The sequence below is a fragment of the Streptomyces gilvosporeus genome (genome assembly GCF_002082195.1).
GTDB lineage: Bacteria > Actinomycetota > Actinomycetes > Streptomycetales > Streptomycetaceae > Streptomyces > Streptomyces gilvosporeus.
On sequence record NZ_CP020569.1, the window covers coordinates 210,820 to 236,287 of the forward strand.

Sequence of the window (25,468 nt, forward strand, 5' to 3'; positions counted from 1 at the left end):
GCACTGGAAAGGGTCGGAATGCGCGGCCTGACCCGACGTCGTCCCCCTGCAGGTAGATGGGCTACCGCGACTCGTACCCAGCGGGCGAGGTGTCGGGCAGCTTTCCGGGAGGCTCGTTCACACCGAGTTACGTACCGAGGAGCGGGTCGAGGGCGGCGAGGTCTTCGACATGGCAGTCGGCGACTTCACGGGGCAGCGGGTTCTAGGCATCTGGCGTACGCCATCCTCGTACGGAGTGGGGTGCGCGTCAGCGGGATTCTGAGCTGCTCTTTCGCTCGGTCCGGTCGGGTTCGGGGGCGGGAGCGCCCTCGGGCCGGGGCGGCAGCAGCGGGCCGCAGTCCCACTGCTGGAAGATCAGCCGGGTCTCGACGCGCGCCACTTCGGGGCGTGAGGTGAACCCGTCGAGGACCAGCCGCTGCAGATCCGCCATGTCCGCGACCGCGACATGGACGAGATAGTCGTCGGGCCCGGTCAGATGGAAGACCGTAATGGACTCCGGCAGCGCCCGGATCCGCTCCACGAACGGCCCCACCAACTCCCGCCGATGCGGTCTGACCTGCACGGACAGCAGTGCCTCCAGGCCCCGGCCCAGCTTCGCCGGGTCCAGCCGCAGCTGATGGCCGAGAATCACTCCCGAGCGGCGCAGCCTGGTCACCCGGTCCAGGCAGGTCGACGGCGCGACACCGACCTGCGCGGCGAGATCGCGGTACGTCATCCGCGCGTCGTTCTGGAGCAGCCGCAGCAGATGGAGATCCACCGGGTCGAGTACGACAGAATCGGCCATATGCCGAACGTAACACGGGGACTGGCCGTCCGGCCCCGCTCGGTGTTCAGACTCCTGACCATGGACTCCAGCAGCTTCGACGCATACGACGTACCGGCCGACCCACAGGGAACCGGCCATGCTCCCGACGGCACCGGTCGTCGTGTCCCGGGCGTGCCCGCACCCCGGGCGCTCGCCACCGAGGCGGTGCACGCCGGGCGGGACGACCTCGCGCGGCAGGGGGTGCACGCCCCACCGATCGACCTGTCCACGACCTACCCCTCGTACGACAGCCGGGGCGAGGCCGCCCGGATAGACGCCTTCGCGGCCGACGGCGCCGAACCGGAGGGCCCGCCCGTCTACGGCCGCCTCGGCAACCCGACCGTCGCCCGCTTCGAGACCGCCCTCGCGCGTCTTGAGGGCACCGAGAGCGCGGTCGCGTTCGCCACCGGGATGGCCGCGCTGAGCGCCGTGCTGCTCGTACGCAACGCGATGGGCCTGCGCCATGTCGTCGCCGTACGACCGCTGTACGGATGCAGCGATCACCTGCTCACCGCAGGGCTGCTGGGCTCCGAGGTGACCTGGGTCGACCCGGCGGGCATCGCGGACGCGCTGCGCCCCGACACCGGCCTGGTGATGGTCGAGAGCCCGGCCAACCCGACCCTCGCCGAACTCGATCTGAGAGCCGTCGCGCACGCCTGCGGTTCCGTCCCGCTGCTCGCCGACAACACCTTCGCCACCCCCGTGCTGCAACGCCCCGTCGAGCAGGGAGCCCGTCTCGTCCTGCACAGCGCCACCAAGTACCTGGGCGGCCACGGAGACGTCATGGGCGGCGTGGTGGCCTGCGACGAGGAGTTCGCCGGGCGGCTGCGCCAGGTGCGGTTCGCCACGGGCGGAGTGCTGCATCCGCTCGCGGGCTATCTGCTGCTCCGTGGTCTGTCGACGCTGCCCGTACGGGTCCGAGCCGCGTCCTCGAACGCGGCGGAGCTGGCCGGCCGGCTCGCCGCCGACCCGCGCGTCACATGCGTACACTACCCGCGCATCGGAGGCGCCATGGTCGCCTTCGAGGTCGCCGGCGACCCCCACGACGTCATCGCGAGCGTCCGACTGATCACCCCGGCCGTGAGCCTCGGCAGCGTCGACACCCTCATCCAGCACCCCGCGTCCATCAGCCACCGCATCGTGGACGCCGACGACCGCCGCGGCGCGGGAGTCAGCGACCGGCTGCTGCGGCTCTCGGTGGGGCTGGAGGACGTCGAGGACCTGTGGGCCGACCTCGACCGGGCGTTGGGAACGGCGTCGGGGCGGGGCAGGGTCCTCCGGGAAGCGGCGGTCGCGAACGGGTAGAACCGCAGACGACGACCAGCCCGGCCGGGTGTCCGCGATGGCCCGGCATCTGGACGAGCAGGTCACCGCGTTCTGTAATCGGCCTCTGGACGCCGGGCCGTATGCGTTCATCTGGGTGGACGCGCTGACCCAGAAGGTCCGCGAGGGCGGCCGCATGATCAACGTGCACGCCCTGATCGCGTTCGGTGTCAACGCCGACGGACACCGCGAGACCCTGGGCCTGGACGTCGCCACCGCTCGCCCAACGGCCCCTGACGGGCCCGGTCCCCGGGGCTTTACCTCGCCTGCCCAGCGCGAGGTGGAGCCCCTTTGGTCATCCCTTCCTGCTGCGGTGGCACGGGCTCCCGGGGCACGGCAGGTACCCCTGGTCTCGGACGGGATCGCCTCTGCTGCGGGCCCGGCGCCCCGGTCTGCGGCGGGCGCCGGGCCTGTCCCGGCCGCCGAGGCGATCCGCATCCGATCTCCGGGCCTCAACTGCGGCGAACGCAAGCTCTGGAGATTGTCGGGGGTATCCACCCGAGGACCCTCGCACCCCTCCGCCGAGAGTGGCGAGACCGGCCGCAAGCCGGCTGACACGACCTCTAGAAACCGCCGACAGGCGCGTGGGGCTCCCCACCAGCCTGTGACCGGTGGGGAGCCTGATGGGTTGATCGCGTCGGAAAATGGTCAGCAGACCGGCGGGTTGGGGGACCCGTATTCAAGCAATACCTGGTTCGGCTGCCATACCCAACCGGCGGCTTCGGGCGCGTTGAGGTTCCACCAATTACCGTCAGCCGATTGACAGTTGACGGTAACTGGCTGGCCGTTATGACCCTTGCCTACGAGTGCTCCGTCGGGGGATGCCAGGATGTCGGCGTCTGCGATGAAACGCCCGGGCTCCCCGGCCGCGGCTTGGGCCGCCTGCGGAGTCAGGAGCATTCCTCCGAGGAAGGCAACGGACAAGCCAGCCAGCGTCAGCTTTGAAGCGAGTTTACGCACTCAGTCTCCATGGTCTGAGGCGATACTCGTGATTACCGAATATCGCATGGTCAATTCCCGGTGCACGCTAGTAGCCGGCAATGAAATTCCGGTGTAACGCGGCTTCACCTCCGGCAGCTCCCAACTCATAGGCCTCACCGGCGACTTGCCGTATCCCGAGCGCCCGATCCTGGGGGGGGGAAGGGCACAGGCCGTCCAACACCTCAGGACGTTCTGGAGAGTGTCGAGGACGTGGTAGAGAGTGAGGCCAGCCCGGGGAATTTAGGGCCAGGCGCATACGCGAACTCATCGCGGCCGCTGGAATGGCCGCCTGACGCGCGGCCTACCAGCGTGCACCAGGACGGTCGGCACATCGGATGCGCACCGATGTCAGAGGCTGGCCGCCTCGCGTGGCGACTTCGCGGGTATCACTTCTGTCGGGGCGTGTAGCCATAGGTGCTGGCCGTGCGGCGTGACTGTCAGGCCGAACGATGGGGTGTCCGGACGGCCCCGTGCGGCGTACTCCACCTCGACCTCCTCGGCCTCCGCCCACAGGTCCCGCGGCCCGTATACCGTCACCGTCCCGCCGCCGGCCACGGCCGCCGAGCCATCCTCAGCCTGTAGCCAGACAGTCCGGACGTCGTGGTGGAAGCCGTGTGTCATCCGTACACCCGGAAGACGGGCGCTGCCGTACAGGGCGAAGCCCAACGGGTAAAGCCGCTCCGGATCCAAGCCGGTCTCCCGACGCCGCGCCGTGGTGGTGTCCGGCGGCCCCAGCTTCTCCAGCCGGTGGGAGCGCATGGGCATGTATGAGGCGCCGTGGAAGAACTGCCCGGAGAGGTCCCCGTTGTCCTGGCGAGCCAGGCGGACCGTGGCGCCGCCGTAGAAGACGTCGGTCGTCGGGGCCACCAGGATGCCGCCCGGTGCGAGCTGGCCGGCCAGGGACAGCGGTACCTCGCGCAGCGCGCAGGTGGACAGGATCCGGTCGTACGGGGCGTGGTCGGCGAGGCCCATCTCGCCGTCAGTGACCCGCAGGGTAGGGCGCAGCCCCTCGTTGTCGAGATTGGCCCGCGCCTGGGCGGCGAGCACGCCATCGATCTCAACGGTGAAGACGTGCTCCTCACCCACCCGTCGGCACAGCAGAGCGGCCACGTAGCCGGTGGCCGTGCCGATCTCCAGGACACGGTGTCCGGGCCGGACGTCCAGGGCGCTGAGCTGTCGGGCGACCATCGAGGGCATGCTGTTGGAGGACGTAGCGATGCCGGGCCCGCCCGGCTCCCCGTTGTCCAACTGTGTGACCACGGGCTCATCGCTGTAGATCAGGTCCATCCGCTCCTGGCCGGTCAGCAGCTCGCAGCCGCGCCGCAGTTGCTTCCAGGCCGGGTCCGGGATGAAGCGGTGCCGCGGTGTCTGCTCCCAGACTTCGCGCCACTGCGGGGAGAGCAGGCCCCTCTCGGTCAGTTCCCTGGCGAGCGCGGCCTGTCCCAGGTGGGCTGGTGAAGGATGTGCGGTCACGGCGTCGCTTCCTGGGGGCGGCTGCCGTCGGGGCTGGGTTCCTCGTCCGGCACCGGCCAGGGCTGGTCATCCGGCGAACCGGCGTGTTTACCGCCGTTGTTCTGGATCACGGCCATGTGGGAAGCGAGCATGACGTCCTCCTTTGCGGATCGGCTCTGTCATCCCGGTGACGGTAGGACGGTCGGCGGCGGGCGGGAAGGGCGCACAGAGGCAGGCCACCCGAAAGCGCGGTCAGCGGCCGGGTGGCGTTGTTGTGCAGCTGACGCCGCACCAGTCCTGACCTGTGGTGAGGCCCGAGGTTGACGGCGGACGTACAAAGGCATCCGCCCGTTTCGCGTAGAGTGCGGCCAGGGGGGTGTTCTGGTGTGTCGTCACACACGGGTCATGGATGCCCGCTGGCCGCTGTCCGCTCCGGAGGCCCAACCGCAGAGCCACGTGTCCGTACCGCAGAGCCACGTGTCCGTCGCGCTCGGCGGGACTGCACAGCCGTTGCAGGATCGAGGTCGGCGCCCAGGTGGAGACCGAAGTGAAAAGCCCTGACATGTCGCACAGTGCGCGTCTGACCGCCCATAGTGCCGTCTCCACATCCCTGGCCTTGTGCAGTGATCGCGCCCTGCGCGAGCTCGTGGACACGGCCGCGCCGATCGGATCCGGCATCGGCGGGAAGTCGGCGCTGCTGGAGGTCGCCGGAATCCCGATCTTCGTGAAACGGGTGCCCCTCACCGACTTGGAGAGGCAACGTGAACACGTCCGGTCCACGGCGAATCCGTTCGAGCTGCCCGTCTTCTGCCAATACGGCATCGGCACCATCGGCGGGCCGGGCTTCGGGGCCTGGAGAGAACTCGCCGTGCACACCATGACGACGAACTGGGTGCTCGCGGCGGAACACGAGGGCTTCCCCCTGATGTACCACTGGAGGGTGCTGCCCGACTCGATGCCCCTGCCCGAGGAACTGGCCGATGTCGAACGGACTGTTGCCTACTGGGGCGGCGGATCGCAAGTGCGCCGCCGAAGCGAGGCTCTCCAGCAATCCTCGGCGAGCGTCGCGCTGTTCCTGGAATACATCCCGCAGAACCTGCACCAGTGGCTGGGCAGTCAGGTCGAAGCAGACGACGAGGCCGCCGACCGGGCCTGCGCCATGGTGGAGAAAAACCTGGAAGCCGGAACCTCGTTCATGAACGCACGGGGGCTCCTGCACTTCGACGCACACTTCGAGAACATCCTGACCGACGGCCAACGCCTCTATTTCGCCGACTACGGCCTCGCGACCTCCTCCCGCTTCGAGCTGTCACAGGACGAGACCGACTTCTTCGACCGGCATCAGACCTACGACCGCTGTTACACCACCGCGTATCTGGTGAACTGGCTGGTCACCGCCCTGTACGGATACCAGCGGGAGGACCGGGAAGGCCGCTCCGCGCTGGTGCGCGCATTCGCTGCGGGCAAGCGCCCCACCGGAATCCCAGAGGAAGCCGCGGCGATCCTCGCCCGGCACGCGCCAATCGCCGCCGTGATGTCGGAGTTCCACCGCAAGTTCCAGCGCCAGAGCAGGCTGACGCCATACCCGCTGGAGGAGATCCGCCGGCTTGGAGTGATGGGAAGTTCCTCCTTTTCCTGACGGACGCTGGGAGCCCGGCACTCGATATGGATCGGTCGCCCTTCGTCGGCCTCCAGCAGCACCCCGGGACACGGCGCCGGCCCGGCCACGCATGCATTCGACATCAAACCCGCGCAACAGCTCGGACAAGGGAACTACTCGCCTGGAACTACTCGCCCAGCTCTAGACGTCGATGCCAAACAAAGATGCCGCATTGCGAAAAGCGAACTGTTGACGTTCCGCCTCGGAGGAGAAGTGCGCCATGAAGGAACGGATCTCCTCGTTGGTCGGCCCTTGGAATGGGTAGTCGGTCGAGAAAATCAAACGGTCGACTGAGGTAACCGACAGAGCGTGCTGGAGGAGTGCCGGGTTGAGCATGCCGGAGTTGGTGATGTAGAAATTCGATCGGATGTAGTCGGATACGGAGCGCGGCAGGCCGGCGATCCGGGAGATGCTGTCGGCCCGATCCAGCCAGAACAGCAACATCTCTCCCCAATGGCCGAGCACGACCTGAAGGTCGGGATGACGGTCGAAAGTTCCCCGGAGGATCAGCCGCAACGCCGCTGTTGCGGTTTCCATGTGCCATCCCCAGCCGAAAGCGGCCAGGGCTAGTTCCGTCATGGGGTCGAATCCGCGATATGAGGCATCGCGAACAGCGGCCGACGGCAGTTGAGGGTGAAGGAAAACGGGCTGACCGAGTTCCGATGCCGCGCCGAAAAACTCGTCGTAGGCGGGATCGTCGAGAAACAGGTCGCCTGATCGGCCGTAGACCATGGTTCCTACGTGCCCCATGCCCGCGGCTCGTTCGAGCTCGGGCGCAACGTCCTTCGGTGAGGACATGGGCAGGGTAGACAGCGAGCGAAAACGGGCAGGGTGGCGGGCGACGGCCGCCGCGGCCACGTCGTTCGCAGAGCGACTCAGCGTCAGGGCTTCTTTGGGTGGCAGCGACTGGGTTCCGGGCGGGATAAGGGCGAGGATCGACAGGTCGATGCCCTGCGCATCCATGGCTGCCATGCGGCCCGCCTCCAGGTCCTTCAGTCGCTCCTGGTTGTCGCCCATTTCCCCGAGAACGAGGCTTTCATCTGGTTGCGGCAAGGCGTGGAGGGCGGCCGTCAGATCCGGCATGCTCCAGTGTTCTTCGATAGCGATGAGAGGCACAGTCTCCTCCTAGTGGCCGCTCCGGGGTCGGCGAAGTCGCGGCCGGTGGGTGCTGGGGTGGGCGGCAGGGCCGGAAGGCTCCGTCCTTGCTCTGGTTACAGCAGGTTCACTGCCGTCCGTTGTATCGGCATCGCGCAGGGCCGCCTGAGGTCTGCTTCAGGTTGCGTTCAGCAGATGGCAGGGCTCACCACGGGACGGTCTCGCCGAAGCGGTCCAGATACGCCAGACCGGGCGTGCACAGTTTGGACAGCAGGACGTCCACCAGCAAGGGGACGCTCTCCTCGATGGTGAACGGCGCATCCGGACCACCCAGGGCGGTGCGGATCCAGCCCGGCGCCATGAGCACGAAGGCGCGCTGCGTCTCGCCTTGTCGGGCCGCGAAGCTCCTCATCAACATGTTCAGGGCTGCTTTGCTCCCTCGGTAGACCTCGCGGCCTCCGGTCGTATTGTTCGTGATGCTGCCCTGTCCGGAGGACATCGCCCCGATGAGTCCCGTCGGGGACACCAGGTCTTCGAGGGCTTCGATGACGCGCATGGGGCTGAGCGCGTTGGTGACCATCACGTCGATGAAGTCGGCTGTCGCCACTGCGCCGATGGGACTCTGCTCATTGTTGGTGGTGCCCGCGTTGACGAAGAGCACGTCGAGCCGGCGTTGTGCCAGACGTTCGTGCAGCGGGGGCAGCTGGTCGGGGTCGTTGATGTCGAGATGCTCGATGGTGACGTGCCCGTCGGCGTGGTCCGCGAGAGCGTGCAGCGGCGTTCGGGCGGTGGTGTCGCGGACGGTGCCGACGACGTTCCAGCCCCTGTCGACGAACTCGGCCGCCATCGCGTGGCCGAGGCCGCGCGAGGCCCCGACGATGAGGGCGGTCAGTTGGTGTGGGTCGGTGCGAGTCGATGGCATCAGCGTCATCTCCGTTCTTCGAGCGTGGTACTCGGTTCGGGCGTCGTCGACGCCTCGGGATCGGCACAGGGCGGTGCCCGCTGCGCTGCTGTGGCTCCTCAACCCGTGCGCCTCAAGCGTTTCGCCCGCACCGCATCGCGGGCCAGCTACGAGTACCCCTTTGTACGATTGCCGGCATGGCAAGGGCTCTGATGACGGAATCTGCTTCGGTGCAGCCTGACGACGTGCGAATCATTCGTGCGTTGCAGATCGCTCCGAGGGCTTCGTTCGCCTCGATCGCGGCCGCGCTCGGCCTGACCGAGGGCGCCGTCAACCGCCGGTATCGCCGCCTGCGCGCCGACGGCGTTATCCGCGTGGCCGGCGTGGTCAACCCGGGGGCCCTGGGGCAGAGCAGGTGGCTGGTGCGACTGCGCTGCCGCCCCGGCAGCGTCGCGGCGATCGCCGACGCGCTCGCCAAGCGTGATGACGTCAACTGGGTAGCCCTGGGCGCGGCGGGCTGCGAGATCACCTGCGCAACACAGTCCCGGACGCGGGAACAACGCGAGGACCTCCTGGGGCAGCGGCTTCCCCGCACTGCCGCGGTGATCGACATCAACGCCTTCGCCATGCTCCGTCAGTTCCTCGGAGGCCGCGGCCACTTCTGGTCCGCTCTGCAGGGCACGCTGTCCCCGGAGGAGGAGGCCGCCCTGGGCAGCGACGGGTCCCCTTTCACCGAGTCCCCGGTCGTCACTCGCGAGCCACTGCGCCTCACCCCCGAGGACGAGAAGATGCTCGAGGCGCTCGCGGCAGACGGCCGCGCGAGTCTCGTCGATCTCGCCACGGCCGCCGGCCTCACTCCTGGACGCGTCTCGCGACGCCTTGAGACTTTGCTCCAGCACCGCGTCATTCATATCGACGTCGAGATCGCCGCAGCGGCCTTGGGCTATCACGCTCGCGCGAACCTCTGGCTTCGCGTGCACCCGTCGGCGGTGAAGAGCGCGGGCCGCGCACTCGCACAGGAACCCGAGATCGCCTTCGCCGCAGCCATCTCCGGGCCCTGGAACCTCCATGCCGTCGCACACTGCCGTGACCTCGACGAACTGTTCGAGTTCACTTCGGACCGCATCGGGTCCCTCGCCGGACTGCAGAGCATGGAGGTCTCACCCGTGCTGAAGCACGTCAAGCAGGCCGGCACTCGACTCTCCGACGATCGCCTCGTCGAGCCATCCCACGCTCGGGCGCGACGCTGAGAAAGGTGCCAACCACCGCGCTGGAGGCCGAAAGGGAACGCCGCAGAAGACGTCGTTTCGCAATGAGCGCTCAGCAGCTCGCCTCCCCGCCACCTACTCCCCCATGCGCTCCCCCACTCCAACGCGGTCATGTCGACAGCGGCAGCTCATCAGAGGTACATCAAGAGCCGCGGGGGACTCTTGCGCCGCCAAGTCGCCGGGCATGTGATGGTGACGTGAACAGCGCCCGGCTTCTGCTCGACCGTCCGCCTCATCCGGCAGGTCCGTGTCGTGCGCCATGCTGCCTCGAGATTTCCGCCTTCCGCTGATACCTCTTCCGCACCCCTGCTAGGTGCCGTGACCCGATGCGGCGCCCTTTTTGTATACCCGTACGCCATCGCCCCTGGGGGCCGACTCGGCGTACCCACTCGTCTCCTTATCCGGATGGGATCATGTCCACCTTCGACCTTTCCTCCCGTACCGTCCTGGTGACCGGCGCCACCTCCGGCATCGGCTACGAGACCGCCCGGCAGCTCGCCGAGCGCGGCGCCACTGTCCTCGTCCACGGCCGTACCGCCGAAGACGCACTGTCGGCCACCGACAAGCTCGTCTCCGTCGCAGGCATCGACGCGGCTCAACTCTGCGGATTCAGCGCAGACTTCACACGTCTGGAGGAGGTCGAGACCATGGCGCGGCGCGTGGTTGTCGAGCATCCGCACCTCGACGTCCTGGTCAACAACGCCGCCATCGCCGCCCCGGAACGCCACACCCTCACCGCCGACGGCAACGAGATCGCCCTGCAGGTCAACTTTCTCGCGCACTACCTGCTGACCGGCCTCCTGGAGCCGGCACTCACCAGTGAGCCCGGTGGCCGGGTCGTCAATGTGTCCTCGTCGCTGCACCGCACCGCCTCCATCCAGTGGAGCGACCCGCAGCGCGCCCGCCGCTACTCCCGGCTCGCCGCCTACGCCCAGTCGCAGCTCGCGCTCACCGTCTTCGCCGCCGACCCGCGGGTGACGGCTGTTTCCGTGCACCCGGGCGTCTGCGAGACGGAGCTGCTGCCGCTCTATGCGAACAGCGGTGAGCCCGCGGCGGAGGGCGCCGCCCATGTGGTGCGGCTGTGCGACCCGGCCACGGAGATCGTCAACGGCGCCTACTACGACCGCGACCGGCGCGTGGAGCCCGCCCGCTCCGCGACCGACGACCGCACGGTCAAGCGCCTCACCAAACTCGCCGACCAGCTGGTCGGGCAACACGCCTGAGGAGCACCCCCTCTGCGGAACACCACCGACGGGCGGCACGCGCATGCCACGCCGCCCGTCCACCCGCGAGCGTCACAAGGAGCCACCGTGATCAAGCTCTCCCACGATCAAGTCGCCGCAGTCTCCCGCTGGTTCGTGGACGGGCCGCCGGGGGCCACGGCGCTGGCCGATCACACGCTGGTCCCGGGAGCCGGTCGCTGGTGGGCCGACCGTCCCGTCGACCCGCGAGCCATCGCCGTGACCTGCGCCGACCACGTGCTGCTCCGCGGCGACCCCACCGCCCTGGCCCCGCTCGCACTCGCCCCTTTCACGGCGCACTACGTCCAGGCCCCGGCCCGCTTCTTGCCCTTGCTGGCCCACGCGTTCGATCAGCTGGTGCCGTGGGAGCGCATGGGTTACGTCCACCGCGTGCCCGTGCCGCCTCCGCACCCCTCGCGTGGGGTGACGGTGCGCCGGCTGACGCCCGAGGACGCACCGACGGTCGCGGCGCTGGGGCCTGAATCGGCCTGGATGCACGCCAGTTGGGGTGGCCCGGCAGGTCTCGCCGCCTCGGGACACGGCTGGGCAGCCTTCGAGAAGGACCGTGTGCTCGCCCTGGCCTGCACCTACTTCCGCGGCAGCAGGTACGAGGACGTCGCCTGCCTCACCGTCCCCGAACACCGCCGCCAGCGCCTCGCACTGGCCTGCGTCACCTCCCTGTGCCAGGACATCGCCGCCCGCGGCCACACCCCCAGCTGGACGTGCTCGCGCGAGAACCGCCCCAGTCGGCTCCTCGCCTGGACCGCCGGCTTCCGCCTGGAGCACGAGTACGTGCACTACCTCACCGGGCAGCCCGCGCGCCGCGTCGCGGCCATCGCCGCCTGAACAGCACCGAACACGAGGAGCCCCGATGACGAAGCGCCGCAGCCCTCTCACCACCCTGGCCTCGGTGAAGATCCTCAACGGCGGCCACGAGCTCTCCGTCCACGACCTGACATGGCGAGACGACTCCTTCACCGTCCACTACACCATCGTGCCGGCCCTGCCCGACGCCGCCGATGCCACACCCGTGCTGCTGGCCCTGGAGGCGATGGACGACATCGGCAACGAGTACGTCGACTGGGGTGGGGCCTACGGAGCCTCCGGCGACGGCACGTACACCCGTGGCAGCATCACCGCGCAACCCGCCCTGGCGCCGCAGGCAGGTGAGGTCCGTGTACGGCTCACCTTCCTCCGCGACGGCGAGGAGCACACCTGTCGTCTGAGGCTGCGCACCTCGGCCACCAGGCCCTGAGGCCGAGCCTCGCCAGGACCGGCGAATCGCTCCCACCACGGCGGCGTGCGGCGGACGGCCGGAGCGGGCGGCTCGGCCGGCTGGACTTCGATCCGGAATACGCCGCCCCGAATGCCGCCGCACGGCGTTAAGGCTGTGGCAGAAACCTGACAACACCCGGTACGTTTCCTCGTGGAGTGCCGGGAAGTCTGGTCGGCGACGGTTCAGCATGTGCCGAAGCCACCGAGAGACGAGTACGTGACCGACCTTACCGCCCTCCTTCTTCTCGTCGTGTTCGCCACTTTGGTGGCGACCGGCGCGCGCCACTGGCGTATTCCCGCTCCCTCGCTCCTGGTCGTCGGCGGCCTGCTCATCGGGCTGCTGCCGTGGATACCGGACGTTCAGGTGGCGCCCGAGGTGATCAGCGTGGTCGTGCTGCCGCCGCTGCTGTTCGCGTCCGCCGAGGAGATCCCGTGGCGTGAGCTGCGGGTGGTGTGGCGGCCGGTGACCGTCCTGGCCTTCGTGCTGGTGCTGGCCAGCGCGGCTGCCGTGGGGGCTGTGGCCTCGGCCGTCACCCCGCTCAACACCACGATGGCGTTCGTCCTGGGTGCGGTGCTGGCCAGCACCGACCCGGTCGCGGTGACGGCGCTGGGCCGCAAGATCGCGCTGCCGCCGCGCATCCAAGTACTGGTCCAGTCCGAGAGCCTCTTCAACGACGCCACCAGTTTGGTGCTCTTCAAGGTCGCGGTGGGAACCGCCATAGCCGCCCATGCGGTCACGCTTCCCGCGGCCGGCGGTCAGTTCGTGGTGCTGGGCGGTGGCGGGGCGCTGGTCGGCGGCGTTGTCGCGGGGGTGGTGGCGCTCATTCGGCGGCGGACCGAGGACCCGGTCCTGGAGACGGTGATCGCGCTGGTCACCCCGTACGCCGCCTATGTCCTCGCCGAGGACCTGCACACCTCGGGCGTGACCGCGGTCGTGGTGGCGGGGGTGGTGCTCGGCAGCACCGGCCACAAGCTCACCAACGCCTCCATCCGGCTCCAGGTGCACGCCGTCTACGGCACCGTGGTCTTCCTGCTGGAGAGCGTCGTCTTCGCCCTCATAGGACTCGAACTACCCGCTCTCGCACGACAGTTGACTGCCGACGAGCGCGGCTGGCCGCTCGGTGTGCTCGCGGTCACCGGCACCGTGATCGCCGTACGGCTCCTGGGGGTCGTTCCCCTCTCCGCCGTCATGCAGCGCCGCCGCGGCAACGGCGCGGTCACCTGGCGCATCCCCGCGGTGGTCTCCTGGGCCGGCACCCGCGGGGTGATGCCGCTGGCCGCCGCCCTGTCCATCCCGCTGGCCGCCGACGACGGCAGCCCACTGCCGCACCGCCCGCTGATCCTGGTCCTGACCACCGGCGTCGTCGTCTTCACCCTCGTCCTGCAGGGCTTCACGCTGGCACCGGTCGTCCGCTGGTCCAAGATCGCCCTACAGCCGGAGCACACCGCCCGCGAGGAGGCCCACGCCCGCGCCGGCCTGGCCCGAGCCGGGCTGGACCGCCTGGACGAACTCGAATCCGTCGAAGCCGCGCCCGCCCCGCTCATCGACCAGCTGCGCCGCGGCCTGCTGGCCCGCCTGGATCAGGCTGACGCCGATCGGTCCGACGACGTCGCTTCGCCCTCTTGGGTCTCCGCGGCCGGCTACCGGGAACTGCGCCGCACCGTGATAGCCGCCCAAACGGCACAGCTCCAACGCCTCTACACGGACAACCACATCAGCGACCTCACCCGGCGACGGCTGCAACGCCGACTGGACCTCGAAGACGCCGGACTCGGCGACGAGTGAGCGCCATGACTCCGGAGGGCGCGGGAGTCGCTGGACGCGGCTCAGAAGCGGTCCGGGAACTTGACGCCGAGCACCAGCAGCCCGACCAGAGCGGCCGCCACCAGCAGCCCCACCACCCGCTCCACGCTCACGACACCACCACCGCCGTCATCGAGTCTCCGCGCATCAGGGACCTCCTCGATTCATTGCCCATGACCGGCCGACTCCAGCGTGTCGTCGCTGCGATGGGCAGACGAGCACCGCGGCCGGTTCCCTAACGGGATCCGTACGAGGCAGGCGTGCCCCCTACGGCGAGCTCGTCCACCCCTGCCACAACCGGCGCGGCGGGCAGGGAGACGACCATCGTCAGACCGCCGCCGGGGGTCTCCTCGGGGGTGAGGGTGCCGCCCATCGCCTCCGTGAGACCGCGGGAGAGGGCGAGGCCGAGCCCGAGGCCGGTGGTGTTGTCGGTGTCACCGAGCCGCTGGAACGGCTCGAACGCCCGCTCCCGGTCGGGTAGTTGGATCCCCGGGCCGCGGTCGATGATCCTCAGCTCCACCCGTCCGGCCAGCGCACTGGCGCCGATCGTCACGGGGCGCCCGGTGGGCGAATGGCGTACCGCGTTGGACACCAGGTTGGCGAGGACGCGTTCCAGCAGCGGTGGGTCCGCGAGCACGTCGGGGGCGGTCTCCAGTCCCTGGGTCAGTACGTGGGCGAGCACCTGCGGGGGTGAGCCGGGCAGGGTGTCCAGCGCTGCCGGGAGCACTTCGGTGAGCGCGATCGGCTCCAGGTGCAGGGTCAGCGCACCGGCCTGGAGCCTGCTCATGTCGAGGAGGTTGTCGACCAGGCGGCTGAGTTTGGCCAGGCACTCCTCGGCGGTGGCCAGGAGTTCCTCGCGATCCTCGGCGGAGAAGTCGACGTCGCGGCTGCGCAGTGAGCTGATGGCGGCCCAGCAGCCGGACAGCGGTGTGCGCAGGTCGTGGCCGACCGCGGCGAGGAGTGCGGTGCGCATCCGGTTGGCCGCCTTGACCGGCTCGACCTCGGCGGCGGCCTCGGCGAGCCGGGCGCGTTCGACGGCCGCCGTCAGATGGGCCGCGAAGGCCGTCAGGACGCGGTGCTCCGCGGCAGGCAGCCGGCGACCGCTCAGCACGAGGATGCCGTCGTCTCCTATCGCGACCTTGGTCTCGTGAGCGTCCTCGGGCCCGGGCAGCGGGTTTCCCATGGCACCGGGATCCGTGTCCCTGCCGCGTGGCCGGAGTTCGATGCCGTCCATGCCGAAGGTTTCGCGGGTCCGTTCCAGGAGGACGGGTACCGCCCGGTCCCCGCGCAGGACGTCGCCCGCCAAGGAGGTGAGGGTCTCGGCTTCCGCGGTCGCCCGGGCGGCGCGTCGGCTCAGCCGCAAGGAGCGGTCGACGATGGCGGCGACGGTGACGGCGACCGTGGTCAGGGCGGCCTGGGCGACGACGATATTGGTTCCGGCGAAGCTGAAGTGGCCGATGGGCGGGATGAAGTAGTAGTTCAGCAGCAGCGAGGTGGTCACCGAGGCGAGCAGCGCGGAGACCACGCCACCGATGCAGGCCACCCCCAGCACCGTGAGCAGGAAGAGCAGTGCCTCGCTGGTGAGGTTGAGCGCCAGCGGGCGGGAGACGGTGCGCAGTGCCAGGGTGAGCAGCAGGGGGAGTACGAGCCCGGCCACCGGTCCGGCCACCCGCCGGAAGCGCGGCAGGCCGCTCCCCGGGGCGGCCCATCGCCGTCCCTGGCCGGCGTGTTCGTGGGTCACCGTGTGGACGTCGATGTCGCCGGAGAGCTGGACCACGGTCTCCCCGACTCCGCGGGGCATCAGCACGCGCCGCAGCCGGCCCCGGCGGCTGGCGCCGATGACCAGTTGGGTGGCGTTCTGAGAGCGGGCGAAGTCCAGTAGCGCGGCGGGCACGTCGTCGCCCACCACCGAGTGGTAGCTGCCGCCGAGGCTTTCGGTGAGTTGCCGCTGTCCGGCCAGCGCGGCGGGTGAGGAGCCGGCCGGGTCGTGGCTGCGGGTGATGTGGACGGCGAGCAGATCGCCGGACGAGCGGCTCACGATCCGGGCGGCCCGGCGGATCAGTGTTGCGCCCTCCGGCCCGCCGGTGAGCGCGACCACGACTCGTTCGCGGGTCTCCCAGACCCGGCCGATGCGGTGCTCGTCGCGGTACTTGCGCAGCGCCTCGTCCACCCGGCCGGCCACCCAGAGCAGGGCCAGCTCGCGCAGTGCGGTGAGGTTTCCGAGCCGGAAGTAGCGCGAGAGTGCCGCGTCGACCTTTTCCGGTGGGTAGATGTTGCCGTGTGCCATACGGCGCCGCAGCCCCTCGGCCGGCAGGTCGACCAGCTCGATCTGGTCGGCACGGCGGACGAATTCGTCGGGCACGGTCTCGTGCTGCGGCACACCGGTGATCTTCTCGACCACATCGCTGAGCGAGTCCAGGTGCTGGATGTTGAGCGTGGCGGCGACGTCGATCCCGGCGGCGAGCAGTTCCTCGACGTCCCGCCAGCGTTTGGTGTTGCGGCCGCCCGGTGCGTTGGTGTGGGCGAGTTCGTCGATGAGCACCACCTGCGGACGGAGCTCCAGCACCCGGTCCAGGTCGACCTCGGTGAAGTCCGCACCGCGATGGCTGCGCGTCACCCGCGGCAGGACGTCGAGCCCGTCGAGCATTGCCTCGGTGGAGGTGCGTCCGTGGCACTCCGCGAAGGCCACCACCACGCGCGTGCCGCGGGCGGCCCGGCGCCGCCCCTCGTCCAGCATCCGGTAGGTTTTGCCCACCCCGGGAGCAGCCCCGAGAAAGACCTTGAGCCGGCCGGGGCGCGTCCCCGGTCCGTCGGCCGCGTCGCCGCCCCGCCCCATCACGTACTCCTCCACGTACCCCTCTTCACAAAGCAAGCAAGCAGCACGCCGGGCGGCATGACCAAGGGTGTCTCACGGCATGGCACCGGTCGGCGTGCGAAGTTCCTTGACGAAGTTCCTTGAAGCATCGTCACTTCGCGTCGGCAAATACCGCGAGGGAGTGCGAAGACGTTGACGTAACTCTGACCCGGTGCCCGTGCGTTGTTGCGCTCCCCGGGACTCTTGCCGATGGGGAGGGCGGCCGTCCGGGTGCTGCTCGCGCCCGCCCCGGCTCGCCCGGTTATCGGGAATGTCGCCATGGCGCCGTCAGGGTCTGCCGTGGCGGCGTAAGGGAAGCGTTAATGAATTGCGGCGGCTGGATCGGTGGCGTTTCCATGTATCGATACGAAACGCGAGACGGAGCCGCGCAACGGAAGCGCGGCGCAGCACAGGGAGCGTGGCCCATGGGTGGACACCTCGGTCGGCGCGTCGTGGCCGGCGTGAGCGGTTCGCTGGGGAGTCTGACGGCTTTGCACCGCGCCGCCGCCGAGGCCCGGGTGCGGGGGGCGGAGCTGTGGGCCGTCCTGGCCTGGGAGGCGCCCGGTGGCGACATCCCCCACCGCGGCGGGCCGTGCCCGCCGTCTCTGATCGCCGCCTGGCGCCGGATGGCGAGCAAGCGGCTCGACGAGGCGCTCGACACCGCCTTCGGCGGCGACGGACCGGGGGTCCCGCTCCAGCGCCTGGTCGCACCGGGAAAGCCGGGCAAGGTACTGCTGGCGGCTGCCGACCGGTGCGACGATCTTCTGGTGGTCGGTGCCGGAGCGCGCGGCAGGCTGCGCCGTGCGGTGCGGCCCTCCGTCTCCCGGTATTGCGTGGCACGCGCCTCCTGCACGGTGCTGACCGTGCCTCCCCCCCGCTGCACCGGGCACTGGCCGCCGCACACCGCCGGAATATCTGGAAACTCCCACTCAGCCCCAGGCAATTGGCGGACTGACCCTCGCCGTCACCTGCACGGTTGACCTGCCGGGTCCTTGCGGGTTGCCTCGCGGGCGTTAGGGATGTGTCAAGGACGCGCTCATGGCCGTATGGGTCACGTCAACGTGGGACGAAATTCGGCCACCGGCGCGGTTCCCTCTCCTGGTCCGGGCTTTCACCCCTGAACACGACGACACGGAGGGCGGGGCCACGTGGCACGCGGCAAGCTTCGGATCTACCTCGGCGCGGCACCGGGCGTCGGCAAGACCTACGCCATGCTGTCCGAGGCACACCGCCGTATCGAACGCGGCACGGATTGCGTGGTCGCCTTCGTCGAGCACCACGACCGGCCGCGCACCGAGGTGATGCTGCACGGCCTGGAGCAGATCGCGCGCCGGGAGCTGCCGTACCGCGACACGGTGTTCACCGAGATGGACGTGGACGCGATCCTGGCGCGCAGACCGGCCGTGGCGCTGGTCGACGAGATGGCGCACACCAACGTCCCCGGCTCGCGCCACACCAAGCGCTGGCAGGACATCGAGGAGTTGCTGGAGGCCGGGATCCATGTGGTCTCGACGGTCAACATCCAGCATCTGGAGTCCCTCGGTGACATCGTCGAGTCGATCACCGGGGTACGGCAGAAGGAGACCGTCCCGGACGAGGTGGTGCGCCGCGCCGACCAGATCGAGCTGGTCGACATGTCGCCCCACGCGCTGCGCCGCCGCATGGCGCACGGCAACATCTACCAGCCGAACAAGGTCGACGCGGCGCTGTCGAACTACTTCCGGCCGGGCAACCTCACCGCGCTGCGCGAGCTGGCGCTTTTGTGGGTGGCCGACCGGGTCGACGAATACCTCCAGGAATACCGCAGCGAACACCGGGTCTCGAAGATCTGGGGCTCGCGCGAGCGCATAGTGGTCGGCCTGACGGGCGGCAGTGAGGGCCGTACGCTCATCCGGCGCGCCACCCGCCTCGCCGAGAAGGGTGCGGGTGGCGAGGTGCTCGCCGTCTACATAGCCCGCAGCGACGGTCTGAGCTCCGGCTCGCCCAAGGAACTCGCCGTCCAGCGCACCCTCGTCGAGGACCTGGGCGGCACCTTCCACCATGTCCTGGGCGAGGACGTCCCCTCCTCGCTCCTGGAATTCGCCCGGGGCGTGAACGCCACCCAGATCATCCTGGGTACCTCGCGCCGCCGGGCATGGCAGTACGTCTTCGGTCCCGGCGTCGGCGCGACCGTCGCCCGCGACTCCGGACCCGACCTGGACGTTCACATCGTCACTCACGAGGAAGCCGCCAAGGGGCGCGGGCTGCCGGTCACCCGCGGGGCGCGGCTGGGCCGGTCCCGGATCATCTGGGGCTGGCTGACCGGGGTGGTGGGCCCGGCGCTGCTGACACTGCTGGTGATGCAGGTCGGGACGGGCCTCGGTCTCGCCAACGACATGCTGCTGTTCCTGACGCTGACCGTGGCGGCGGCGCTGCTCGGCGGCCTGCTCCCGGCGCTGGCGTCGGCCGTGGTGGGCTCGCTCCTGCTGAACTGGTTCTTCACACCGCCCGTGGGCCAACTCACCATCGCGGATCCCAAGAACATCCTGGCACTGGTCATCTTCGTGCTGGTGGCGATCTCGGTGGCCTCCGTCGTCGACGTCGCCGCCCGGCGCACCCACCAGGCCGCCCGCCTGCGCGCCGAGTCGGAGATCCTCTCCTTCCTGGCGGGCAGCGTGCTGCGCGGCGAGACCACCCTCGACGCCCTGCTGGAGCGGGTGCGCGAGACCTTCGCCATGGACGCCGTGGCGCTGCTGGAGCGGGAGTCCGAGACAGCCCCCTGGACCTGCTCGGGCAGTGTGGGCGACGCGAGTCCGCTCTCCCGCCCGGAGGACGCGGACGTCGACATGCCCGTCGGCGACCATATGGCGCTCGCGCTGTCCGGCCGTGTCCTGCCCGCCGAGGACCGCCGCGTGCTGGCGGCCTTCGCGGCTCAGGCGGCCGTCGTCCTCGACCGCCAGCGCCTGCAGTCCCAGGCCGAAACCGCCCGCAAGCTCGCCGAGGGCAACCGCATCCGCACCGCTCTGCTCGCGGCCGTCAGCCACGATCTGCGTACTCCCCTGGCCGGTATCAAAGCCTCGGTCACCTCCCTGCGCTCCGACGACATCGAATGGTCCGCCGAGGACCAGGCCGAACTCCTCGCGGGCATCGAAGAGGGCGCCGACCGCCTCGATCACCTGGTCGGCAACCTCCTGGACATGTCCCGGCTCCAGACCGGCACCGTCACACCCCTGATCCGCGAGGTCGACCTCGACGAGGTCGTGCCGATGGCCCTGGGTGGCGTCCCGGAGGACAGCGTCATCCTCGACATCCCCGAGGAACTGCCGATGGTCGCCGTCGATCCGGGTCTGCTGGAGCGCTCGGTCGCCAACATCGTCGAGAACGCGGTGAAGTACAGCCCCGAGGGGGAGCCGGTACTCGTCTCCGCCAGCACGCTGGGAGGCCGCGTCGAAGTGCGCGTCGCCGACCGCGGCCCCGGCGTGCCCGACGATGCCAAGGACCGCATCTTCGAACCCTTCCAGCGCTACGGCGACGCACCGCGCGGTGCGGGAGTCGGCCTCGGCCTGGCCGTCGCCCGGGGATTCGCCGAAGCCCTCGGAGCCACCCTCACCGCCGAGGACACCCCCGGCGGCGGGATGACCATGGTGCTTACGGTTCCCACCGCCGGCGGTCGCCTGTCGGCTGCGCCTGACCTGTCGGCCGGGGTGACGTCGTAGTCGGGTGCCCGGCCGACTGCACGGCCGGGCGACGCTCAGGTACGGGGGTCGGTCGGGTGCGGCTGGACCCCCGCCATCAGGAAGTCCAGACCGCGCCGGGTCGAGACCACCACGACCCGGTCACCGGCCCCCAGGATCCGGCCGTGCGAGGGGCGCCACTCGAAGCCCGGCCGGTCGAGGCGCAAACTGCCGAGCGTATCCGTCGGGCCGGGAGAACCGGTCTCGGTGGCGGAGCCCACCGCCAGGACGCGCCATTCGTTCGCGCGGAAAGCCTGGTGGACGGAGCGTCCCTCCAGCTCCGGGTGGCCGGCGACATCCACCGTGGTGAAGAGCAGGGAGCCGCGTTCGACCGGCATGATGCCCAGGACGTGACGGCCCATCATGGCGGCGGCGAAGGGCAGCGCGGCGAGCGCCGAGACGCTGCGGCTTCGGGTGGTGGCGTCGGGATAGGAGGCGCGCATGGTACGGGAGACGGTGGCCGCGAAGTCGTCGTCGTACAGCCGCATCACCACCCGTACTTGAGGGTTGGCCTCGCGCGCGGCCATCACGATGTCGAGGTTTTCGCCGTCGTCGCGGGTGAGCACCAGCAGCGACTTGCTCTGGCGGATGCGCGCCCGGTCCAGGACTCCGGGGGCGCCGGCGTCCTCCAACAGCAGGGGAACGCCGAGTTCGCGGGCCAGGACGACGCCACGGGCGTGCGGGTCCCGTTCTATGACCACCACCTGGTGTGCGGTGGTGCGCAGTTGGGCCAGCACCCGGGTGCCGATCTTGCCCAGCCCGACCAGCACGATGTGGTCGCTCAGGTCCTCGGCCGGCGGGTGTCCCACGGAGGCTGTGCGGAACGCCTCGGTGGCGTTCATGGTCGCGGCGACCACGAGCGGAAGAACCGCCAAACCCACGAAACCGGCGATGAGTTGGAGAACCCGGCGGGCCGGTGATTCGTCGGTCGCCGGATCGCCCATGGTGAAGATGTCCAGCAGCGGCAGATACACCGACTTCCACAGCGGACCGGGCTCGGCGAGCGCGGTGGCCGCGGCCAGTACCAACACGATCGCGGCCAGCGCGCCGAAAACCGCAAGGATCTCGTGGGAGAGGAAGACCTTCCACGGCAGATGTGCCAGCCGGTCCCGCAGCCAGGCACCGTAACCGCGCCGGTCGCGCGGCGGGGCCTCGGGCGGATGGTGATGGGTGACCTCCTCCAGCATCAACCGGCCGTGGGTGAACTGCCGGTGGTAGGAGGTGGCGGTGTCGGGCAGCAGTTGGGTGCCCTCCTCCCCTGGTGTCTCCGGGCTGTCCTCGCTCGCCGGATCGTCCTGATGGGCACCGGACAGCACCGCGAGCGTGGCCAGGTCGGCGGACTGCGGCGGGGTCCGTGCGGGGCGTACGACCCCGCGGAAGACCTGACCCTCGACTTGCAGCGGGTCCCCCTGCCCGACCGCTGCGGCGGCCACCAGCTCAGGGACCGCGGTGTCGGTGTCGGAGAGCACGGTGGTGGAGATGTCGAGCGCGATGTCGTCGGTACGGCCGAGTGCCGATACGGCGCGGTCCAGGAGCCGTTCGAGATGCTCACCGCGCTCCCGGTTGTACATGCGGATCACGAGGCGGATCGTCGGGTTGAGGGTGCGGGCCAGCAGTGCCGCCGTGACGTTGACCTGGTCGTCGCGGTAGGTGAGGGCGAGTGCTGCGGCCCTCTCCACACCCGCGGCCCGCAGCGTCTGCTCGTCCGGACGGGCGGCCACCAGCAGCTCGACGGGCGACTGCGGATCGCGGTGCAGTGTGGCGATCTCCGGCGCATGCCCCTCGCGCCGGGAGGGCAGCACGACGGTGACCGCCTCACCGCACACCGCGTCCAGGGTCACCGCCAGCCGGTGGGCCAGCCCGTCGTCGCCGCAGATCACCATGTGCTCGGAGCGCTCGCCAAAGGGAGTACGCAAGTGGAGAGTTGACGTCACGTCATCAAGATTGCGAGGACATGACAGACGGTTCCGATGCGCACACCAGTTCGTCATCAAAGTTGTGCAAAGGCGCCGGGAGAGCGAACTCGCACAGCTAAACGGTGTTGCAGGAGACCGTGGTCTGCGCATGTGCCGTCCCAGCGCCGTCGGACGCAGCGGAACGGCGAGCAGCCGCGACCCTGCGGGCCGCGTGCAGGGTGACTCCTGCGACCACCGTGAACTCACCGAGAAGTACCAGCGCGATCTCGCTCACCATCGCGAGAGTCGCGAAGAACCGGTACGTCCCTTTGGCCTCCGCGAAGTCCGGCTCGACCAGCCCGCCGGGGTCCCAGGCCACCTGTACCGCGTCACCGACGTGGTAGGAGTTGCTGCAGTTGAGGCGGCCGGGAGCCTCGGTGGCGCCGCGATAGCGGATGACACACTCGTACGAGGTGGTCTTCCCGTGGTGCTCGACGACACGTGCGACCACGCCCGACCGCACCTCGCCCCGCAGCTCCAGTACGAACCCCTGCGAGGCATTCGCGGCCAGCACCGCGGCAGCGACCGCCGGGACAACCAGCAGCGTCACCATCAGGCGGCTCAGCGCCCCGTGGGGCAGCAGCCCGGGGACCACCACGATCAGCCAGGTTCCGCCGGCCACCCCCAGCACGAGCGAGGGCACCAGCATCCAGCGCAGGGGCCACAGCACCCCACTGGCCAAGACCATCAGCGCGGCGAGCGGAATCAGCAGCGCCACCCGTGTCGGACTGGCCGGACGCCCGGGCTTGCGCCTCCGGATGCCGCGTAACGGGCGCAGCACCGGCCCGCCGCGCCGGTGTCGCCCCACCGGCACCATCCGCCGGTTGTCGGCAGCCCGTTCCCTCTGGTCCCGCACCGTCATCGCGCTCCCCCGGTCGGCCAGCCAACATCAATTTCAGCCGCGCGCCAAGCCGCTGTCGGCACTCTTAACGCCACCTTGACGCCACCGTCCGACCCTCGACGAACGCAGTGGCGAAAACGCTGTGGGTGCGTACTCTGACCTGGCCGTCTCACCGATGGCCGGATTTCGCCGTACGAGCTGTACGAGCCGTACGCGTACAAACAGGAGCATGCGATGGCCACCCCTTCCCTCGCGGATACCCCCTCCGTAGCCCCGCCGCGGAGCAGTCGTCTGCGCGCATGGATGCTGGAAGGCCTGGCCGATATGGCCAAGCACCAGCAGGGTCCGCACGCCGAGCCCGAGAGCGCCCACGAGGGGCAGCGGTGGTGGCGGGTGATGTGCCTGACCGGTGTGGACTACTTCTCCACCCTGGGCTACCAGCCGGGCATCGCCGCCCTGGCGGCCGGCTTGCTGTCGCCCGTGGCCACCCTCGTGCTCGTACTCGTCACGCTGGTGGGCGCCCTGCCGGTCTACCGGCGGGTGGCCGAGGAGAGCCCGCGCGGCGAGGGTTCGATCGCGATGCTGGAGCGGCTGCTGTCGTTCTGGAAGGGCAAGCTGTTCGTCCTGGCCCTGCTGGGATTCGCCGCCACCGACTTCCTGATCACGATCACCCTGTCCGCGGCGGACGCCTCCACCCACCTGGTGGAGAATCCCCATCTGACGGACGTCCTGCACGGTCAGCAGATGCTGATCACGCTGGTGCTGGTGGCGTTGCTCGGCGCGGTGTTCCTCAAGGGCTTCCTGGAGGCGATCGGCGTCGCGGTCGCCCTGGTCGGGGTCTACCTCGTCCTGAACGCGGTGGTCGTGGCCGTGGGCCTGTGGCACATCGTGACCGCCCCGCATGTGGTCACCGACTGGTCCAGTGCCCTGACCACGCAGCACGGGAACGTCTTCGCCATGGTCGGCGTGGCCCTGCTGGTCTTCCCCAAGCTGGCGCTGGGTCTGTCCGGCTTCGAGACCGGCGTGGCGGTCATGCCGCACGTCCAGGGCGACGCGGGCGACACCGAGGCCAAGCCCACCGGGCGGATCCGGGGCACCAAGAAGCTGCTCACCGCCGCCGCTGTGATCATGAGCGTGTATCTGATCACCACCAGCTTCATCACCACGCTCCTCATCCCGGCGAACGAGTTCAAGCCGGGCGGCCAGGCCAACGGGCGCGCGCTCGCCTACCTGGCGCACGAATACATCGGTGGTGGCTTCGGCACTCTCTACGACATCTCCACCATCGCCATCCTCTGGTTCGCGGGTGCCTCCGCCATGGCCGGACTGCTCAACCTGATGCCGCGCTACCTGCCCCGCTACGGCATGGCCCCGCACTGGGCGCGTGCCGTCCGCCCCATGGTGATCGTCTTCACCCTGGTCGCGTTCCTGGTCACCTGGCTCTTCGACGCCGACGTCGACGCGCAGGGCGGCGCCTACGCCACCGGCGTCCTGGTGCTGATGTCCTCCGCGGCGATCGCGGTGACCATCGCCGCCCGCCGCGCCGGTCAGCGGACCTGGACGATCGGCTTCGCGCTCGTCGCCGCGGTGCTGCTCTACGTCACCGCCGCGAACGTCGTCGAACGCCCCGACGGCGTCAAGATCGGCGCCTGCTTCATCGCCGGCATCATCCTCATCTCGCTGCTGTCGCGGCTCCGCCGCGCCTTCGAGCTGCGCGTCACCCACATCACCATGGATGACATGGCCGAGCGGTTCGTCCGCGATACGGCGCATCGCAAGATCCGGTTCATCGCCAACGAACCCGACCAGCGCGATGTGGCCGAGTACCGCGACAAGCTCCAGCAGATCCGGGTCGACCACGACCTGTCGGCCGAGGAGGACGTCGTCTTCGTCGAGGTCACCCTGGGCGACCCCTCGGAGTTCGAGGCGGCCATGAACGTACGCGGCGAAGTGCTGCACGACCGCTATCGCGTCCTGACCGTGGAGAGCTCCTCCATCCCCAACGCCCTGGCCGCCCTGCTCCTGCACGTACGGGACACCACCGGACAGCGCCCCCACATCTACTTCGAATGGACCGAAGGCAACCCCTTCACCCAGTTCCTGCGCTTCTTCCTCTTCGGTCAGGGCGAGGTCGCCCCCGTCACCCGCGAGGTCCTGCGCGAGGCCGAACCCGACCGGGACCGCCGGCCCCGCGTCCACGTCGGCTGACCGCGCCCACGGAGACTCAGGCGTCAAGAAAACGATAAAAATCAGCCACGCGACATAGGGAACACGTCAAGAAAACAGGCGCTCCGGCACGG

20 protein-coding genes and 1 pseudogene are annotated in these 25,468 nt (G+C 69.7%); 11 read left to right on the forward strand and 10 right to left on the reverse strand.

Annotated features, from left to right (window positions below; genetic code table 11):
- Positions 1–247: 247 nt before the first annotated feature.
- The gene (locus tag B1H19_RS01135; protein WP_083102408.1) at positions 248–784 is read right to left on the reverse strand and encodes an Lrp/AsnC family transcriptional regulator; all 537 of its coding nucleotides are present in this window, start codon (positions 782–784) and stop codon (positions 248–250) included.
- Between the two features lie 60 nt (positions 785–844).
- On the opposite strand from B1H19_RS01135, the gene B1H19_RS01140 reads away from it, so the two are divergent.
- Complete coding sequence (locus tag B1H19_RS01140) at positions 845–2,110, forward strand: trans-sulfuration enzyme family protein (protein WP_237289000.1); 1,266 nt, start codon at positions 845–847, stop codon at positions 2,108–2,110.
- Between the two features lie 25 nt (positions 2,111–2,135).
- A pseudogene (locus B1H19_RS01145) lies at positions 2,136–2,355 on the forward strand (transposase); the annotation flags it as partial.
- A 421-nt stretch (positions 2,356–2,776) separates the two neighbouring features.
- Here the strand turns inward: B1H19_RS01145 and B1H19_RS37670 are convergent.
- From B1H19_RS37670 to B1H19_RS40275, 3 genes are all read right to left on the reverse strand, one after another.
- Positions 2,777–3,088, reverse strand: coding sequence for an SH3 domain-containing protein (locus B1H19_RS37670; protein ID WP_107425830.1), 312 nt, complete (start codon positions 3,086–3,088; stop codon positions 2,777–2,779).
- Positions 3,089–3,457: 369 nt separating this feature from the next.
- Positions 3,458–4,582: a methyltransferase domain-containing protein gene (locus B1H19_RS01150; RefSeq protein WP_237289002.1), complete on the reverse strand. Its 1,125-nt coding sequence runs from the start codon at positions 4,580–4,582 to the stop codon at positions 3,458–3,460.
- A complete protein-coding gene (locus B1H19_RS40275) occupies positions 4,579–4,713 on the reverse strand; it encodes a hypothetical protein (RefSeq protein WP_257789423.1) in 135 nt (44 codons plus the stop codon). Before B1H19_RS40275 ends, B1H19_RS01150 begins: the two co-directional genes overlap by 4 nt.
- A gap of 410 nt (positions 4,714–5,123) precedes the next feature.
- On the opposite strand from B1H19_RS40275, the gene B1H19_RS01155 reads away from it, so the two are divergent.
- Positions 5,124–6,200 (forward strand): BUD32 family EKC/KEOPS complex subunit, encoded by a 1,077-nt coding sequence (locus B1H19_RS01155; protein WP_083102410.1) that lies wholly within the window; start codon positions 5,124–5,126, stop codon positions 6,198–6,200.
- 162 nt (positions 6,201–6,362) lie between these two features.
- Here the strand turns inward: B1H19_RS01155 and B1H19_RS01160 are convergent, their stop codons facing one another.
- Both B1H19_RS01160 and B1H19_RS01165 read right to left on the reverse strand, forming a co-directional pair.
- Positions 6,363–7,337 (reverse strand): amidohydrolase family protein, encoded by a 975-nt coding sequence (locus B1H19_RS01160; protein ID WP_083102411.1) that lies wholly within the window; start codon positions 7,335–7,337, stop codon positions 6,363–6,365.
- A gap of 184 nt (positions 7,338–7,521) precedes the next feature.
- The gene (locus tag B1H19_RS01165) at positions 7,522–8,238 is read right to left on the reverse strand and encodes an SDR family oxidoreductase (protein ID WP_083109352.1); all 717 of its coding nucleotides are present in this window, start codon (positions 8,236–8,238) and stop codon (positions 7,522–7,524) included.
- Positions 8,239–8,414: 176 nt separating this feature from the next.
- Between B1H19_RS01165 and B1H19_RS01170 the strand changes: the two genes are divergently transcribed.
- The 5 genes from B1H19_RS01170 to B1H19_RS01190 all read left to right on the forward strand — a co-directional run bounded on the left by B1H19_RS01170 (position 8,415) and on the right by B1H19_RS01190 (position 13,787).
- Positions 8,415–9,467: an Lrp/AsnC family transcriptional regulator gene (locus B1H19_RS01170; RefSeq protein ID WP_083102412.1), complete on the forward strand. Its 1,053-nt coding sequence runs from the start codon at positions 8,415–8,417 to the stop codon at positions 9,465–9,467.
- Between the two features lie 431 nt (positions 9,468–9,898).
- Entirely contained in the window at positions 9,899–10,708 is an 810-nt protein-coding gene (locus B1H19_RS01175; protein ID WP_083102413.1) for an SDR family NAD(P)-dependent oxidoreductase, read from the forward strand.
- Positions 10,709–10,795: 87 nt separating this feature from the next.
- A complete protein-coding gene (locus tag B1H19_RS01180; protein WP_083102414.1) occupies positions 10,796–11,572 on the forward strand; it encodes a GNAT family N-acetyltransferase in 777 nt (258 codons plus the stop codon).
- A 25-nt stretch (positions 11,573–11,597) separates the two neighbouring features.
- The gene (locus B1H19_RS01185; RefSeq protein ID WP_107425831.1) at positions 11,598–11,981 is read left to right on the forward strand and encodes a hypothetical protein; all 384 of its coding nucleotides are present in this window, start codon (positions 11,598–11,600) and stop codon (positions 11,979–11,981) included.
- A 237-nt stretch (positions 11,982–12,218) separates the two neighbouring features.
- Entirely contained in the window at positions 12,219–13,787 is a 1,569-nt protein-coding gene (locus B1H19_RS01190; RefSeq protein ID WP_083102415.1) for a Na+/H+ antiporter, read from the forward strand.
- A 41-nt stretch (positions 13,788–13,828) separates the two neighbouring features.
- Here the strand turns inward: B1H19_RS01190 and B1H19_RS01195 are convergent, their stop codons facing one another.
- Together B1H19_RS01195 and B1H19_RS01200 are read right to left on the reverse strand one after the other, a co-directional pair.
- Positions 13,829–13,918 carry a hypothetical protein gene (locus tag B1H19_RS01195; protein ID WP_037788435.1) on the reverse strand — a complete coding sequence of 30 codons (90 nt, stop codon included), beginning with the start codon at positions 13,916–13,918 and terminating at the stop codon, positions 13,829–13,831.
- Between the two features lie 122 nt (positions 13,919–14,040).
- Positions 14,041–16,641: an ATP-binding protein gene (locus B1H19_RS01200; protein ID WP_083102416.1), complete on the reverse strand. Its 2,601-nt coding sequence runs from the start codon at positions 16,639–16,641 to the stop codon at positions 14,041–14,043.
- A 443-nt stretch (positions 16,642–17,084) separates the two neighbouring features.
- Here B1H19_RS01200 and B1H19_RS01205 point away from each other — a divergent pair, with 443 nt between their 5' ends.
- Together B1H19_RS01205 and B1H19_RS01210 are read left to right on the forward strand one after the other, a co-directional pair.
- Positions 17,085–17,639 carry a universal stress protein gene (locus B1H19_RS01205; protein WP_335755920.1) on the forward strand — a complete coding sequence of 185 codons (555 nt, stop codon included), beginning with the start codon at positions 17,085–17,087 and terminating at the stop codon, positions 17,637–17,639.
- 168 nt (positions 17,640–17,807) lie between these two features.
- Complete coding sequence (locus B1H19_RS01210) at positions 17,808–20,354, forward strand: sensor histidine kinase (RefSeq protein WP_083102417.1); 2,547 nt, start codon at positions 17,808–17,810, stop codon at positions 20,352–20,354.
- A 35-nt stretch (positions 20,355–20,389) separates the two neighbouring features.
- Here B1H19_RS01210 and B1H19_RS01215 read toward each other — a convergent pair whose 3' ends face one another.
- Together B1H19_RS01215 and B1H19_RS01220 are read right to left on the reverse strand one after the other, a co-directional pair.
- Positions 20,390–22,288, reverse strand: a complete 1,899-nt coding sequence (locus tag B1H19_RS01215; protein ID WP_237289004.1) for an NAD-binding protein — start codon at positions 22,286–22,288, stop codon at positions 20,390–20,392.
- 115 nt (positions 22,289–22,403) lie between these two features.
- Complete coding sequence (locus B1H19_RS01220) at positions 22,404–23,045, reverse strand: hypothetical protein (protein ID WP_083102419.1); 642 nt, start codon at positions 23,043–23,045, stop codon at positions 22,404–22,406.
- A gap of 357 nt (positions 23,046–23,402) precedes the next feature.
- Here B1H19_RS01220 and B1H19_RS01225 point away from each other — a divergent pair, with 357 nt between their 5' ends.
- Positions 23,403–25,376 carry an APC family permease gene (locus B1H19_RS01225; RefSeq protein ID WP_083102420.1) on the forward strand — a complete coding sequence of 658 codons (1,974 nt, stop codon included), beginning with the start codon at positions 23,403–23,405 and terminating at the stop codon, positions 25,374–25,376.
- The last annotated feature ends 92 nt before the right edge of the window (positions 25,377–25,468 follow it).